Origin of the sequence: Vibrio sp. HENC-03 (genome assembly GCF_000305755.2) — a bacterium.
GTDB lineage: Bacteria > Pseudomonadota > Gammaproteobacteria > Enterobacterales > Vibrionaceae > Vibrio > Vibrio owensii.
This window is the reverse complement of the sequence record NZ_JH976108.1, coordinates 35,698-51,908: the sequence shown is the minus strand read 5'-3', so window position 1 is coordinate 51,908 and position 16,211 is coordinate 35,698. Positions and strand designations below refer to the sequence as shown.

General features: G+C 47.4%; 14 protein-coding genes. 6 read left to right on the top strand and 8 right to left on the bottom strand.

Going from position 1 to position 16,211, the window contains the following annotated elements; genetic code table 11:
* Positions 1-77: 77 nt before the first annotated feature.
* The 3 genes from VCHENC03_RS16945 to ftnA all read right to left on the bottom strand — a co-directional run bounded on the left by VCHENC03_RS16945 (position 78) and on the right by ftnA (position 2,367).
* A complete protein-coding gene (locus VCHENC03_RS16945) occupies positions 78-1,271 on the bottom strand; it encodes an NAD(P)/FAD-dependent oxidoreductase (protein WP_009705455.1) in 1,194 nt (397 codons plus the stop codon).
* Between the two features lie 154 nt (positions 1,272-1,425).
* A complete protein-coding gene (gene uspB / locus VCHENC03_RS0125640; protein ID WP_005448571.1) occupies positions 1,426-1,749 on the bottom strand; it encodes a universal stress protein UspB in 324 nt (107 codons plus the stop codon).
* A gap of 90 nt (positions 1,750-1,839) precedes the next feature.
* Positions 1,840-2,367 (bottom strand): non-heme ferritin, encoded by a 528-nt coding sequence (gene ftnA, locus VCHENC03_RS16950; protein WP_005434576.1) that lies wholly within the window; start codon positions 2,365-2,367, stop codon positions 1,840-1,842.
* A 156-nt stretch (positions 2,368-2,523) separates the two neighbouring features.
* Between ftnA and uspA the strand changes: the two genes are divergently transcribed.
* Both uspA and VCHENC03_RS16960 read left to right on the top strand, forming a co-directional pair.
* Positions 2,524-2,949 carry a universal stress protein UspA gene (gene uspA / locus VCHENC03_RS16955; RefSeq protein WP_005434578.1) on the top strand — a complete coding sequence of 142 codons (426 nt, stop codon included), beginning with the start codon at positions 2,524-2,526 and terminating at the stop codon, positions 2,947-2,949.
* A 70-nt stretch (positions 2,950-3,019) separates the two neighbouring features.
* Positions 3,020-3,898: a carboxylate/amino acid/amine transporter gene (locus tag VCHENC03_RS16960; protein ID WP_009705453.1), complete on the top strand. Its 879-nt coding sequence runs from the start codon at positions 3,020-3,022 to the stop codon at positions 3,896-3,898.
* Between the two features lie 70 nt (positions 3,899-3,968).
* On the opposite strand, the gene VCHENC03_RS16965 is transcribed toward VCHENC03_RS16960, so the two are convergent.
* From VCHENC03_RS16965 to VCHENC03_RS0125635, 3 genes are all read right to left on the bottom strand, one after another.
* The gene (locus tag VCHENC03_RS16965; RefSeq protein WP_009705452.1) at positions 3,969-4,568 is read right to left on the bottom strand and encodes a hypothetical protein; all 600 of its coding nucleotides are present in this window, start codon (positions 4,566-4,568) and stop codon (positions 3,969-3,971) included.
* Positions 4,569-5,041: 473 nt separating this feature from the next.
* A complete protein-coding gene (locus VCHENC03_RS16970) occupies positions 5,042-5,821 on the bottom strand; it encodes a class I SAM-dependent methyltransferase (protein ID WP_009705451.1) in 780 nt (259 codons plus the stop codon).
* Between the two features lie 103 nt (positions 5,822-5,924).
* Positions 5,925-9,050: an EAL domain-containing protein gene (locus tag VCHENC03_RS0125635; protein ID WP_032802493.1), complete on the bottom strand. Its 3,126-nt coding sequence runs from the start codon at positions 9,048-9,050 to the stop codon at positions 5,925-5,927.
* A 115-nt stretch (positions 9,051-9,165) separates the two neighbouring features.
* On the opposite strand from VCHENC03_RS0125635, the gene asnC reads away from it, so the two are divergent.
* A complete protein-coding gene (gene asnC / locus VCHENC03_RS16975; protein ID WP_005430014.1) occupies positions 9,166-9,630 on the top strand; it encodes a transcriptional regulator AsnC in 465 nt (154 codons plus the stop codon).
* 85 nt (positions 9,631-9,715) lie between these two features.
* Here the strand turns inward: asnC and prlC are convergent, their stop codons facing one another.
* Entirely contained in the window at positions 9,716-11,758 is a 2,043-nt protein-coding gene (prlC, locus tag VCHENC03_RS16980) for an oligopeptidase A (RefSeq protein WP_009705448.1), read from the bottom strand.
* Positions 11,759-12,182: 424 nt separating this feature from the next.
* Between prlC and VCHENC03_RS16985 the strand changes: the two genes are divergently transcribed.
* From VCHENC03_RS16985 to gorA, 3 genes are all read left to right on the top strand, one after another.
* Positions 12,183-13,022, top strand: coding sequence for a 23S rRNA (adenine(2030)-N(6))-methyltransferase RlmJ (locus VCHENC03_RS16985; protein WP_009705447.1), 840 nt, complete (start codon positions 12,183-12,185; stop codon positions 13,020-13,022).
* Between the two features lie 146 nt (positions 13,023-13,168).
* Positions 13,169-13,873: a glutathione S-transferase family protein gene (locus VCHENC03_RS16990; protein ID WP_172580298.1), complete on the top strand. Its 705-nt coding sequence runs from the start codon at positions 13,169-13,171 to the stop codon at positions 13,871-13,873.
* Positions 13,874-14,114: 241 nt separating this feature from the next.
* Complete coding sequence (gorA, locus tag VCHENC03_RS16995; RefSeq protein WP_005429991.1) at positions 14,115-15,470, top strand: glutathione-disulfide reductase; 1,356 nt, start codon at positions 14,115-14,117, stop codon at positions 15,468-15,470.
* A 121-nt stretch (positions 15,471-15,591) separates the two neighbouring features.
* Here the strand turns inward: gorA and VCHENC03_RS17000 are convergent, their stop codons facing one another.
* Positions 15,592-16,203, bottom strand: coding sequence for a bifunctional 4-hydroxy-2-oxoglutarate aldolase/2-dehydro-3-deoxy-phosphogluconate aldolase (locus VCHENC03_RS17000; protein ID WP_005430025.1), 612 nt, complete (start codon positions 16,201-16,203; stop codon positions 15,592-15,594).
* Between the last annotated feature and the right edge of the window lie 8 nt (positions 16,204-16,211).

The following is a 16,211-nucleotide window of genomic DNA, read 5'->3' as shown; positions in this document are numbered from 1 at the left end:
GAAAAAAGCCAACTGCTGGGGCAGTTGGCTTAGTGAAAAACTGTCAACGTATTTTAGGACGAGACATTCTTAGCGAGTTACACCCACTGACCAGCAACAAAACCGCTCGACCAGCACCATTGGAAGTTATAGCCACCTAACCAGCCGGTTACGTCCATCACTTCACCGATAAAGTACAAACCTTTGATGTCCTTACATTCCATGGTTTTTGAAGACAGGTGATCGGTATCTACGCCGCCTAGAGTCACTTCTGCAGTGCGGTAACCTTCTGTGCCGTTCGGTGCGACTGCCCAGTTTTCTAGACGCTCAACGATAGTTGCCATCTCTTTTCGGTTGAACTGCTTAAGAGGTTTGTCTGCTAATTCTTTACGTTCAATCAACACTTCAACCAAACGCTTTGGTAGCACTTTTGCTAGCGTGTTCTTCAACGATTGGTTCGGATGTTTCTCGCGGCTGCGTTCTAGTAGTTCAGCGATGTCGTCGTTTGGTACAAGGTTAATCGTCACCTTCTGACCCGCTTTCCAGAATGACGAGATCTGCAGAACCGATGGACCAGACAAACCGCGATGAGTAAACAGCAACGCTTCTTTGAACATAGTACCGTCTTGCGCGGTGATTTCCGCCGGGATCGCGATGCCCGATAGCTCAGCGAAATCTTCTTTGTCTTCTTTATGCAGCGTAAATGGCACCAGACCTGCTGTAGTGGTAATCACCGGGATCTCGAACTGTTCAGCAATCTTGTAGCCGAATGGCGTCGCACCCAATTTAGGCATCGACAGGCCGCCCGTTGCCACCACCAAAGATTCACATTCGATATTTTCAGTACCAGCATGCAGACGGAAGCCCGCATCGGTTTTCTCGATCGAATGTACATCACATTGGTAGCGTTGTTGGATGTTTGACATGTCGCATTCTGCTAATAGCATCTTCACGATGTCTTTTGCAGTAAACGCATCAACACAGAACAGCTGTCCGTGATCGCGCTCTTCAAACTCGATGCCATGCTTGCTGACCATCGAGATAAAGTCCCAGTTGGTGTACTGAGACAATGCCGATTTCACGAAGTGTGGGTTTTGGCATAAGTAGTTGCTCGCTGAGACGTCGTAGTTAGTGAAGTTACAACGACCACCACCTGAGATAAGGATTTTACGTCCTGGCTTTTTCGCATGATCCAGTACGAGCACACTGCGTCCGCGTTTGCCAGCTTCTGCTGCACACATCAAACCCGCCGCACCTGCGCCGATTACAACAACATCAAATTTCTTACTCATGGGTAACGCTCAATTACTTATTTAGATTGGTTTGTCCAAAATCCAAAAATAAAAAAGGATGTGCGTAATGCACATCCTTGCTTTCTGCGGGCGCTATTCTAACGACAAAAGTCGAGCGGGAAAAGCGCTTAAATTCCAAGCACAGCTTGCTGGCTTAAAGAATGAAGGCAGCCAGTAGGGTCACACCAAGTAAAGCGGTCGATAAAATGAATAACCCGCGCACCCTTTCGCATTTGCCAGTAAAGATCTCATCATGATGATGGTGATACTCTTTACTCTTAATGTAATGGTACAGCCGCACCTGTTTGGTGACGTTACCATGGGTGGTGAAAAATCCATTGCCATCCACTTGCTGATAAAGCAAAGGATGCGCTTCACGCATGATGTAAATTAAAGAACGAAGAGCGGTAAGATAACGGACCATGTTTACTCCCGTCACTACCATTAGCGCAAATAAGATTGTGTCTCCACTGATCATCTTTTCCTCCCTACATCTTCAACGATGCTCAAGAGATAAAGACGATCAATGCTTCGTCCTTAACCCGCTGCTTACCGCGTCGGGAACACGTTATGCAGCTGGAGCACCCATAATTGAAGATGAACCTTCTTTTGCCATTTGTGCTAGATCTTTATCGATGAAGAACAATGCTTTACCGTCTTCACCAACTAATTCGATCTTATCTAAAATCCCTTTAAACAACTTCTCTTCTTCGTGCTGTTCAGCCACGTACCACTGTAGGAAGTTAAACGTTGAGTAGTCTTGGCTTGTAAATGCAACATGCGCCAATTTGTTGATCTTTTCCGTGATCATTTGCTCATGTTCGTAGGTTTCACGGAAAACATCGCCAAGGCTAGCAAAGTCATGCTTAGGCGCTTCAATCGCACCTAGGATTGGCATTGAGCCAGTTTCACTTACATAAGTGAAAAGACGTTGCATGTGCTCCATTTCTTCTACGGCGTGAGCGCGTAAAAATTCAGCCGCACCTTCAAAACCTTTGTCTTCACACCAAGCACTCATTTGTAAGTATAGATTGGATGAGAAAAATTCTAGGTTAATTTGCTCATTCAATTGTTCAACCATAGTTTGAGACAGCATGTTAACTCCTATTTATGTGCATGCGTTTTGCGCCACTATAACATGATTACTGTGGCAACACTTTGTACCGACGATATTGATATGAGATCACTTCAGCAAAATTATCTGAGACTTAGTGCTAATCTGACACTATGACCTTATCAAGGAGATAGCAATATGAGTTACAAACACGTACTTGTGGCAGTCGACCTCTCAGACGACAGTAAAGTGTTGATTAAGAAAGCCGTGTCACTGGCTAAACCTCTGGATGCGAAAGTCTCTTTCATTCATATCGATGTGAATTACGCCGAGCTTTACACCGGGCTTATCGACATCAACATGGCGGAGGCGCAACACCAAGCGATGGAAGCGTCTCGTACACAATTAGCGAATTTTGAAGAATACGCAGAATACCCAATCACGCATACGTTAGTCGGTAGCGGTGATTTGAGTAACGAGCTGTGCGATACCATTCAGGACTACAATATTGATTTGGTGGTTTGTGGTCATCACCAAGATTTCTGGAGCAAGATTCTTTCGTCGACGCGTCAGCTTATTAACTGCTCACCCGTCGATATGCTGGTCGTACCGCTAAAAGACTGATTTGCGTTGGCGTGACCTCAAAACTTGGTTAGACTGCGGGCACATTTGTTGTTGATAAAGATTCTCATCCATGGCTTATCTATCCGCAGTTACCCTACTTTGGGCATTCTCATTTAGCCTGATCGGCGTTTACCTTGCCGGTCAGGTTGACTCTTGGTTCTCCGTTTTTATGCGCGTTGCGCTGGCGAGCCTAGTCTTCATTCCTTTCTTAAAATTCCGTGGCATAAGCAAATCTCTGATCGCGAAATTGATGATCGTGGGCGGCTTCCAACTCGGTTTAATGTATTGCTTCTACTACCAGTCTTTCCTACTCCTTTCTGTACCAGAAGTGCTGCTATTCACCGTATTTACCCCTATTTACGTCACCTTGATTTATGACTTCTTGAAAGGTCGATTCTCGCCTTGGTATTTGGTTACGGCGGCAATCGCAGTCCTGGGCGCAGCGTGGATTAAGTTTGCGGGCATCAATGAAAACTTCTTGATGGGCTTTTTGGTTGTACAAGGAGCGAACCTGTGTTTTGCCATCGGTCAGGTCGGCTATAAATACATTATGGAAACCGAATCGGTTGAACTGCCACAGCACACGGTATTTGGCTACTTCTACTTAGGCGCATTGTGCGTGGCGACCGTCGCTTTTGCTCTAATGGGTAACTTGGACAAGATGCCAACCACAGCAACACAATGGGGCATTCTGACTTACCTTGGTTTGATTGCATCAGGCTTTGGGTACTTTGCGTGGAACAAAGGCGCAACCATGGTCAACGCGGGTGCACTTGCGGTAATGAACAACGCACTCGTCCCAGCTGGCTTGATTGTGAATATCGTGATTTGGAACCGCGATGTCGATGTGACGCGACTTGCCATTGGTGGTGCGATCATCATGCTATCACTGTGGATTAACGAAACTTGGGTGAAAAAACGCGTAGAGATGAGTTACGCCAACAAGTAACACAGCTAACCCTAAAAACATTTCGACAATAAAAAACGCTCTCCAACTAGAGAGCGTTTTTTTGATTCGATTAATGCACTTTGGCTTGCGAGTTTGTGCTCAACAACGTGTTTGGTGGCGTTGGCAGCAACACCTCTAGTTTGGCATTTCGCGCTTCAAGCTTGCGCTGGCGTTTGAGCAATTTTTGCTGCTTTTTGGCTAACTTAAGCAACTTCTTCTGCTGCTTGTAATGTTTCTTAACCGCTTTCTTCGCCTTCTTCAGCGCTTTCTTATCTGACAAATCAAACATAGCTGGCGCCTCTAGCTTAGTGGTTGAGGTTACGGATGCGACTTCTGCCGCCAGTTTTTTCTCTTTCACTCGTTCCACAACACGTTTAACGATCGCGGCTTTCTCTGCGCTTTGTTTCGGTGCCATGATGATTGGGGTATCTTGAGTTAGAGATGAAGTCGGCAGTGCCTCCGCCAGTAGACCACAAGCCTGTTGCTCAGACAGCGGTTTGTCTTGGCACTTTTGAGGTGGAATCGCGGCAGGCTTACACAAGGTGTTTTTCGATGCAGAAGAACGAGCACAAGAGCGGCAGACAAACTTAGGTGCCACCACTAGGCGGTGAATATCACCCAAACTCTCAGCAATCTGCTTGCGGCTCATCTTACATAAACGTTTCGCCATGCTACTACTCCAGCTTCCCAATTCTCGACTGTTTTACTCTACGGCATCACACAAGTGAAATAATAATAATTCTTAGTTAGATATACAGTCAGTATGCCGAATTAGCAAGAGAAAAGTATCAATAAGCAGAGCAAACACCAGATACAAACACAGCGCCAAATTAGGCGCTGTGAGAAGAAGTTTTTTGTCGTCAGGTGTTTAGGGTCTGTTGACCTTTTGCGGTTAAATTTTGTTCGAGATAAAAGCGTTTTAATCGCGGCGAGAGGTTTGTAGCCTAGTTATTCTAAGCAAAATCCTCTCAACAAAGAGTAAAACGCTTTTAGCCGAACCCTTTGGGCAGCGTTTGTGGCTCCTTTCTACTGCGTTATCGGCTTATCAGGTAGGGCAACTACATTTCAAAGCCTCTGCCTTGTATAAAGAATCCACAAACGGCTGCAAAAATCAGCTCAAAAGGTCAATAGACCCTAGTCGAACTACGCCATTGATGCCTTCACATACACATCAAAACGGTTCTTTTTGGTTTCGATTGCCATGCTCGGCTTTTGCTCATCAAGCCAGTTGGCGTAATCAGGGCGTTTGACCACCACACGCTTGCTCGCCAATGCCATTGCAGGCGCCAGCAAACCATCCGCATCAAGATCTGCACCAACCAAAGATTGGAAGACGCGCATCTCTTTCTTCACTAATGCCGATTTCTTTTTGTTTTCAGGGTGCGGGTACATAGGGTCGAGATAAACCACATCTGGCTGAACAAAGTCTTTATCTTGCGCCAATTGCTCCAACGCATCATGACTAGAAGCGTGAATCAAAGACATGCGCTCTGATACCCAAGTGCCGATTTCTGGATCGTGTTTCGCGCGTGCCAAACCGTCATCCAACAATGCTGCGACCACTGGGTGACGCTCAACCATTTGGACTTTACAGCCTAACGACGCCAATACGAACGCATCACGCCCTAAACCAGCGGTGCCATCCAGTACGGTTGGGGTTGCGCCTTTGTTCAAACCCGCGGCTTTCGCGATTGCCTGACCTTTACCGCCACCGAACTTGCGACGATGCCCTACTGCACCACCAATCAAATCCACAAAGATCGCACCCAGCTTTGGCTCATCCACTTTACGCAGCTCTAAACGCTCTGTCGTGAGGACTAAGGCAAAGTCACTGTCATCAGTGTGAGAAAGCTGCCAACGCGCAGCGAGTTCATCAAGGTGAGACTGTTGAGATGGGTCTTCACAAATCAATTGCAGTTGCAAAAGGAGGCTCCAGTAAAAATCGGTTTAACTGGCGCTGAGTGTATACCCAACCCGCCTCTAATTGCTAGGTTGGGGAGAAGTTAGATGACGTTCGTCTTGATTGCTAAAGCTGTTGGAGCTCGTCGACCAGCTCAGCCAAAGGTTTAGGATGCCCAATGCCATAACCTTGCCCATAGTCAACACCAAGCTCGATCAGCAGCTCTCTGACTTGGTCATTCTCAACAAATTCCGCCACCGTGACTTTGCCCATCTGCTTAGCTAAGTCGTTGATTGAACGCACCATCACACGATCCATCTCGTTTACGTTGATATCTCGCACGAAAAGACCGTCAATTTTCACGATATCGACAGGAAGCTGCTTTAAGTAGCCGAAAGAAGACAAACCAGAACCAAAGTCGTCCAACGCAATCAAACAGCCCAATGTGCGCACGCGAGTAAAAAAGCCCAGCGCTTGGTCGATGTTGCTCATCGCTGCGGTTTCGGTAATTTCTAAACAGATCTTCTCACAAGGAATCGAAGACGACTGCAAACGCTCTAACAGGAAGTCGATAAACTCTTGATTCCCCATAGACTGACCGGACAAGTTGATCGCGCAGCGTCCGAGTTTTTCTACTATCTCTGGGCGAGCTTCAAACCATTCTAGGGTTTGAGTAATCACTTGTTTATCAATCCAGTGCGCGATGTTGTAGCGTTCAGAGGCTGGAATAAAAACACCAGGAGACAAGTAATTGCCCTGTGCATCGCGAATACGTACCAGAATCTCAAAGCACAATGGTGAGCCTTCACCGCTCAAGTTAACAATGCGCTGAGCAAACAGTTCAAGACGCTTACTCGATAGCGCCTCGTGCACCAGATTAACGCTCTGCATTTCTAACTGGCGACGCTGCAGCTCTTCGTTATCTAAGCTGAATAGGTTATAGCGATTGCGTCCCTGCTCTTTGGCAACGTGACACGCGGAGTCTGCTTGAGCGTGAACCATTTGTGGCGTTTCGGCGGTGTGGTCGATAATGCGAATGCCCACAGAGCAGCTCATAAACAGTTGCGTGTCTTCCCAACGGAAAAGCTGTTCACTCAAGGTCGTGATAATCTGCTTCGCCACATTTATCGCGCCATGTTCATCGCAATCTTTCAACAACACAGCAAATTCATCACCACCCATGCGTGCCAAGACTGCATTGTATGGCAGCACTTCTTCCAACATGCTGGCACAGAATTGAATAGCCGCATCACCCGCATCGTGACCCACGGTATCGTTAAGCACTTTGAGCTGGTCGAGATCGAGGTACAACATGGCGTGCACGCGACGGTGGCTTTCTACTTCTCGCAGTGCGGTTTGCAGCTCTAACTCGAAGTAGTTGCGGTTGTAGGTGTCAGTGAGTAAATCGTAACGTGCTTGATACTCTAGCTGTTTGGCGAGCTTCTTGGTCTCAGTTATGTCTTCACCTACGATCAGCAATTGGTCGGAATCTCTTAATGGGCGAATGTTTTCACGTACCCAAACACAGTGACCATCAGCATGGCGATATTCGATTTCGCGACGCCAAACGCCGTGCATCACTTGCTGCGGTTGTAATAACACTTGGCGAGGAATCAGTGCTTTTTCGTCCGAATAGAACTCACGTAGGCGATGCCCCAGCATATCCAATGGCTGATAACCCAAAAGCTGCTGAGCAAAACGGTTCACTTCCTGAATGCGGTTATTGTTATCTAACGTCACCATCATTACCGGCTGCTGCTCGTAGTAGTTACGCAAACTCGATTCACGTTGGTAGAGCTTATCTTCCATCGCTTTACGGCTGGTAATATCACGCGCTTCAAACAAGTATTGCTCTTGGTTTGCCACTTGCTGAGAAAACGGTTTGAGGGACACTTCCAGCACCATAGCGCCATGTTCTTTACTCCAGATCTCCGTTTCAAAAGTGGAGACTTGGCGACGGCTGGACTGGAAGTAATTGGCAAGTAACTGGCGTGCGTCTTCGCTCCAGTTTTTATGATGCCAAAGCGGACGATCGAGACGCATATCCTGATGATTGAGTAACGATTGCAGACGATCGTTACCAGATTTAAGCAAACCATGTTGGTCGAGGATGCCCATGTACTGCATGCTTTGGTCAAACACCGACTCTAAAATCGTCTGGCTCTCACGAGCAATACTTTCGCTGCGACGAATGCGATGCAGGTAGTAACTAAGCAGCATAATCACGATGGTCATCGCCACCAGCACACTGCCAAACAGTTTAATTTCTCTGGCGTAACGCTCAGTAAATTCCACCGGCTTATTGAAGAACACCGACGAGGCTTCTTGCTCTGCGCCTAAGCCCCAACGCACAACCGATTGATAGTCGAGTTTGATGTCCGATTCTGCACGCACAATCGCAGGCAAAGGTTGCTGTGGGTTATCCAGCACTTGTGCCAACAACTTCGCAGCTTCAAAACCTTGGCGATAGCCAGTTTGAATCACACCGCCCACCGCACCGTGCCCAAGTCCAATATCGTGCACCATGAACAGCGGCGCATTAGAGGCTTGGTTGATATCACGCCAGTCTTTATCGGTCGCGACGTTACCGTGGATATCACGGTAGTAAGTCCAAAACAGCACTACGTTATCGATGTTCATTTGCGACACTTGTTGTTTTAATTCATCGACCGTTTCCGGCACTAAATGAAGAATTTTGTCGCGATATGCTGGGTTATCATCAAGAAAGTCTTCGATCTGAGCGCGAAGTGCCGCACCAGTAACAGAATGGTCACTGACAATAAGGATTTGTTTGTGGGTCGGATGCAGACGCTCAATCAAGGCGAGGTTGGCGGACAGATCGACGTCTTCAATCACGCCCGTCGCCTTCAACCCTTGATGCAGTGCAGGATGATAGTTGTTGATGCCACTGAAAATCACTGGTGTATCTTTGATAACCGAAGACAAACGCTGCATCAAAGCAAGTGCATTGTTATCGCTGACCACGATCGCGTCAAAATGCTCTTCGCTCAGTTTAGTACGATAAAGAGACTCCAGCTGACTAAAGAAGTGCTGGCTTTGACTGCGCTTGGAATCGAGATACAAGACGCGCGTATCGAGCTGTCGCCCTTCAAGCTGCTGGGTGAAACCACGCTGGATAGAATCAGTCCAGAAGAAACCTTGATGGTAAGAGTGAACAACGAGGACTTTTTGCTCTTGCGCCGCAGCGACAGCACTGAACATGATCGCTATGCAAAACAGAAAAAATGGCACATCAACTCCATGACTTCAGAGCTACCTCGCGGTTATCCCTGCGTAAACCTTGTGAATCCTGTCCGCTGTGAGTATAAAATGAACTTTAAACCTCATACCCAACGGAAATAATTGTATGAATGCGAGCTTGCCTAAACTCGACGATCTCGATCGCGCTATTCTCAAAACTCTGATGGCGGATGCGCGTAAGCCTTACGCAGAAATGGCAAAACAGTTTAATGTCAGCCCAGCGACCATCCACGTTCGTATCGAGAAAATGAAAGCGGCAGACATCATCGAAGGTACTGAGGTAATCGTCAATACCAAAAAGCTAGGATATGACGTATGTTGCTTTATCGGCATCAACTTGAATGCCGCACGCGACTACCATTCAGCGCTAGAAAAGCTCAATGCCCTCGATGAAGTGGTAGAAGCTTACTACACCACAGGCGCGTATAACATATTCGTCAAATTGATGTGCAAGTCGATTGAAGAGCTGCAATTTGTATTGATTGATAAGCTTCAAGCGATCGACGAAGTGCAATCCACCGAGACACTGATTTCGCTGCAAAACCCGATCAATCGCAGCGTAAATCCATAACAGTCTGAATCAGATACTAAAAGCTGAATCTAAGAACAAAAAAATGGGCAGCCACTTGGCTGCCCATTTTCATTCTCAACCGAGATTACGCTGCGATACCTGAATGGCGCAATAGCGCATCGATTTCTGGCTCACGACCACGGAAGCGCTTAAATAGCTCCATTGGTTCTTCACTGCCACCCATTTCTAGGATGTTGTTCAAGAAGCTTAGACCGGTTTCTTTGTTGAAGATACCTTCTTCTTCAAAGCGAGAAAACGCATCTGAAGACAACACTTCTGCCCATAGGTAGCTGTAGTAACCTGCGCTGTAACCACCAGCGAAGATGTGACCAAAGCTGTGTGAGAAACGCGCCCACTCAACCGCAGGTACAACGGCCACTTTCTCTTTCACTTCTGCTAAGGTTTCAAGCACACGAGCACCCACTTCTGGGTCGTATTCAGTGTGCAGAGTGAAATCGAACAAGCCGAACTCTAGCTGACGTAGGATGCCCATCGCCGACTGGAAGTTCTTCGCGGCTAGCATTTTATCTAGCATCGCTTTTGGTAGCGGTTCGCCAGTCTCGTAGTGACCAGAAATAAACGCCAGCGCGTCTTCTTCCCAACACCAGTTTTCTAGGAACTGACTTGGTAGCTCAACCGCATCCCAAGGCACACCGTTGATACCCGATACCGCGCCTGTTTCTACTTGCGTCAGCATGTGGTGGATACCGTGACCAAACTCGTGGAACAGAGTAACAACTTCATCGTGCGTAAACAGTGCAGGCTTGTCGCCCACAGGACGGTTGAAGTTACACGTTAGGTAAGCAACCGGTGTTTGTAGCTCGCCTGATAGCGTTACGCGACGACCACGGCAATCGTCCATCCACGCACCGCCACGTTTGTGTTCGCGTGCGTATAGATCTAGGTAGAAGCTGCCACGTAGTGTGCCTTCGCCGTCGAAGATATCGAAGAAACGCACTGACTCGTGCCAAGTATCCACGCCTTCACGCTCTGTAACTGTCATCCCAAACACGCGGTTTAGTACTTCAAACAGACCACTTACTGCTTTTGATTCAGGGAAGTAAGGACGCAGTTCTTCATCCGAGATTTGGAACAAGTGCTGTTTTTGCTTCTCGCTGTAGTACGCAATGTCCCACACGTTTAGCTCGCTAACACCAAATTCTGCGTTAGCAAACTGGCGTAGCTCTTCAATTTCGCGCTCACCCTGTGGTTTCGCTCTGGTTGCCAAATCGTTCAAGAAGCCAAGAACTTGCGCTGGGTTCTCTGCCATTTTAGTTGCCAGAGATTTCTCGCTGTAAGTGTTGAAACCCAACATACGAGAGATTTCATGACGCAGTTTTAGCTGCTCAGTGATGATTTCTGTGTTGTCCCACTTGCCTGCGTTTGGACCACGATCAGAAGCGCGTGTTACGTACGCTTCGTACACTTCTTTACGTAGGTCTTGGTTATCACAGTACGTCATCACTGGTAGGTAAGATGGGATATCTAGCGTGATTAGGTAGCCATCAAGCTCTTTTGCTTCTGCTGCCGCTTTTGCCGCCGCAAGTGCAGATTCTGGCATACCCGCTAGGTCTTTCTCGTCTACAACGTGCTTAGTCCAACCCATGGTTGCATCCAGTACGTTGTTGGAGAATTTTGAGCTCAGCTCAGACATGCGCTTGCTGATTTCGCCGTAGCGATGTTGCTCGTCTGATGGTAGACCGATGCCCGAAAGCTCGAAGTCGCGTAGTGAATCCGAAATGGTCTTCTGCTGTGCACGCGTCAGCGTCGCGTACTCTTCGCTGGCTTTGATCGCTTTGTACGCTTCGTAAAGACCTTTGTGCTGACCAACCCAAGTACCGTACTCAGACAGGATTGGTAGGCAGCTTTCGTAAGCTTCACGCAGCGCTTCGCTGTTCACTACTGAGTTCATGTGACCCACTGGTGACCAAATGCGGCTCAAGCGGTCATCCGCTTCTTCAATTGGCGCGATCACACTGGTCCAGCTTGGGTTTGCGTTGTCTTTAAGTACCTCGTCAATCTTGGCACGACAATCCGCAATCGCCTGCTCCACTGCAGGTTTAATGTGTTCTGGTTTGATTTGCGAAAACGGAGGAAGATCCGTAAACGTAAGAAGTGGATTAGACATGAATAATTCCTTTTGTGTTTTGGCTCTGTATTTGCCTATTCGCATTTGCAAAGAACCTGTTGGTATTTGCAAAACAGTAGGCGAACTCAATGCACAGGCAAGCCGACAACATGGATGGGGGGATTTCCGTTCCCTTTCTCGATGCAGCAATGACCGAATGGGTCAAAGAGCGCTTACTCTGTCCTTGAGTCTTGTTATGCCTAAGTTCGGTTTGGCACTCTATTGGAGCGGCACAATCCCACTTAGGTTCAATTTGTTTACTCATACTAAGTATGGGTGACTTAAAGAAATTTCAATAGTGAATCCCTATCAGTGATACTGATTTGAATCGAAGTTCTACTTCTTCAAGTTACTTGAGTATAATACCGCCATATCGCGAAAATCACAGACCACACTCAGTCAAAGAGTGTTTCGAGAGTTTAATTTGTTAAGTTACCGCCACAGCTTCCACGCTGGCAACCATGCTGACGTGGTAAAACACATCGTTCAAAGCCTCATTCTTGATGCACTAAAGCAGAAAGATAAGCCGTTTGTTTATCACGATACCCACTCGGGTGTGGGACGCTACGATCTGACTCACGAATGGTCTGAGAAAACGGGCGAATACAAACAAGGCATCGCTCGCATTTGGGACAACCCAAACATTCCTGAAGACATCGCAAGCTACATCGATTCAATCAAAACGTTGAACAACGGTGAGAAGCTGCGTTACTACCCAGGCTCACCGCGTGTTGCACGTGCGCAAATCCGCCCACAAGACCGTATGGTTCTAACTGAGCTGCACCCAGCCGATCACCCGCTGCTAGAGCAAGAGTTCCACCGCGATCGTCAAGTAAGCATCTACAAAGAAGATGGCTTTAAGCGTCTAAAAGGCAGTCTGCCACCACAAGAGCGTCGTGGTTTGGTGCTGATTGACCCGCCATACGAGCTAGCGAAAGAGTACCGCGACGTCGTACAAGCGATTTACCAAAGCCACAAACGTTGGGCAACGGGTATCTACGCGATTTGGTACCCAGTAGTAAACCGCCATGACATCGAAGACATGATTGAAGGTTTAGAAGGGCTTGGCATTCGCAAAATTCTGCAAATCGAATTGGGCGTATCTCCAGATACCAACGAGCGCGGCATGACGGCATCAGGCATGATCGTGATTAACCCGCCGTGGAAACTGGAAAGCCAGATGAAAGAAATTCTGCCATTCCTACAAGAAGCGATCGCGCCAGCAACGGGTCACTGGAAAGTCGACTGGATCGTTCCAGAATAAAAGACACTGAATTTCATAACCTTAAAGCGCAACGATGACCTCGTTGCGCTTTTTTTTATTTATTTTCTAAAAATTTTCGTCTTCGCTTCGTCTTTTCTTTTTTGCCTGCGTCTTAGGGATGTAAACAAGCTAAAACATAGAGAGAAATGACCATGCTTAAAGTTATCAGTTTTAAAATTTGCCCTTTTGTTCAACGCGTAACCGCGGCACTAGAAGCAAAACAGATCCCTTACGAGATTGAATACATCAACCTAAAAGATAAGCCACAATGGTTCCTAGACATCTCACCAAACGGTCAAGTACCGGTGATGGTGACAGAATCTGGCACTGCACTGTTTGAGTCGGATGCGATCATCGAATACATCGAAGATGAATACGGTCCGTTAGAGCAAGGCGTGACAAACGAACAACGCGCACTAGACCGAGCATGGAGCTACCTAGGTTCTAAACACTACTTGGCACAGTGCGGCACGATGAGCAGCAAAGACCAAGCAACCTTTGAAGAACGAGCGGAGAAGCTGATCAAAGCGTTCCAAAAAGCAGAAAACCAACTGTCTGGTGAAACCAAGTTCTTTAAATCCGATGAACTAAGTAATGTGGACATGGCTTGGTTGCCGCTTCTGCATCGCGCTGCCATCGTCAAAGCGCATTCTGGTTACGACTTCTTCTGTGGTCTGCCAAAAATGCAGGCGTGGCAAAAGCACATCTTAGAATCAGGATTGGTAGAGAAGACAGTATCGGAAGATTTCGTGCAGCTATTTAGCGACTTCTACCTAACCAACACTTATCTTGCGGATGGCAAAGACGTGCAAGCCCAAGGCGGTTGTGGGTCTACAAGTTGTTGTGGTTAATGGTTTTCCCCTCCCCTGAGCATGAAAAACACCAAGCGGAATAGCGCCTTATTCCGCTTTGCTATCCTTTCATCGCTATTTGTCATAAGCAATGTCACTTTTTCCCATTTAGGAAATTGCTAGACTCGATTTATGATAGGGACATGGAATTAACAACAATTCCGTTGGGCTGTTGAGTTCATAACCCACCACCCCAATGTAATTATTGTCAGACAAAATTAATAAGCTCTTGGAGAAAGTAATGGCGACTCATTTTGATTATATCTGTATCGGCGGCGGCAGCGGCGGTATCGCATCAGCAAACCGTGCGGCAATGTACGGTGCTAAAGTAGCGCTTATCGAAGCTCAAGACCTTGGCGGTACCTGTGTAAACGTTGGTTGTGTGCCTAAGAAAGTGATGTGGCACGGCGCGCAAGTTGCAGAAGCAATGAACCTGTACGCAGAAGACTACGGCTTCGATGTAGATGTAAAAGGTTTCGACTGGAGCAAACTGGTTGAGAGTCGTCAGGCTTACATTGGTCGTATCCACCAGTCTTACGACCGCGTTCTTGGCAACAACAAAGTAAACGTTATCAAAGGCTTTGCTAAGTTTGTTGACGAGAAAACGGTTGAAGTAAACGGTGAACACTACACAGCAGATCACATCCTGATCGCAGTGGGTGGTCGTCCAACGATTCCAAACATCCCAGGCGCGGAATACGGCATCGATTCAAACGGCTTCTTCGAGCTTGCTGAGCAACCAAAACGCGTTGCAGTGATCGGTGCAGGTTACATCGCGGTAGAAATCGCTGGCGTACTGCATGCACTTGGCACAGAAACGCACCTATTCGTTCGTAAAGAATCACCACTACGTAGCTTCGATCCAATGATCATCGAAACGCTAGTAGAAGTAATGGACGCAGAAGGTCCAACGCTGCACACCCACTCTGTGCCAAAAGAAGTGGTAAAAGAAGCCGACGGCAGCCTAACTCTGCACCTAGAAAACGGTGAGAGCCAAAACGTTGATACCCTAATCTGGGCAATCGGTCGTCACCCAGCAACTGACGCTATCAACCTAGCATCAACTGGCGTTGCAACGAACGATCGTGGCTACATCAAGGTAGACGAGTACCAAGAAACGAACGTGAAAGGCATCTACTGTGTAGGTGACATCATGGAAGGCGGTATCGAGCTAACACCTGTGGCTGTTAAAGCGGGTCGTCAACTTTCTGAGCGTCTGTTCAACAACAAACCAAACGCGAAGATGGACTACGATTTGGTACCAACTGTGGTATTCAGCCACCCACCAATCGGCACTATCGGTCTAACGACTCAAGAAGCAGAAGAGAAGTACGGCAAAGACAACATCAAAGTCTACACGTCTGGCTTTACTGCGATGTACACAGCGGTTACTAAGCACCGTCAACCATGTAAGATGAAGCTAGTATGTGCTGGCGAAGAAGAAACGGTTGTTGGTCTACACGGCATAGGCTTTACCGTTGATGAAATGATTCAAGGCTTCGGCGTTGCAATGAAGATGGGCGCAACCAAAGCAGACTTCGACTCTGTTGTGGCTATCCACCCAACAGGCTCTGAAGAGTTCGTGACAATGCGTTAATCACGCGTGAATCACTTTGCGATTTAAGCAGATAAACAAAAAGGGTCATCAATTACTTGATGACCCTTTTTCTATTCACGTTTTAAAACGTTCGGGGGTATTTCGGAGCTGTTTGCGCGTTTTACTTAACTGCGCGAACCAATTCAGCAATACCTTCCCAATCGCCGTTGTCCATCATTGCAGTTGGCACCATCCAAGTACCGCCACAAGCGACAACCGATTTCAGCGCTAGGTAATCTTCCACGTTAGATGGGCTTACACCACCTGTTGGCATGAATTCCACTGGGTAAACTGCCGTTAGTGCTTTTAGCATGTTTACGCCACCTGATGGCTCAGCAGGGAAGAACTTCAGGGTACGTAGACCCATTTCCATCGCTTGCTCAACCAAGCTTGGGTTGTTCACACCCGGTACGATTGTCACGTTGCGTTGCTGACAGTATTTCACTGTCGTTGGGTTGAAACCTGGGCTCACGATAAAGTCCACACCCGCTTCAATCGCGATGTCCACTTGCTCTGTTGTCAGCACTGTACCAGCACCGATCAGCAGTTCTGGGTACGCTTCACGCATGATGCGGATCGACTCAGCCGCCGCTTCAGTGCGGAATGTCACTTCCGCACATGGTAAACCGTTTTCTACCAACACTTTTGCCAGTGGCAGAGCGTGTGCTACATCGTTGATTGCGATAACTGGGACGATTTTGATTTCTCTTAATCGTTGTTCAAGTGTTGTCATGGGTAACC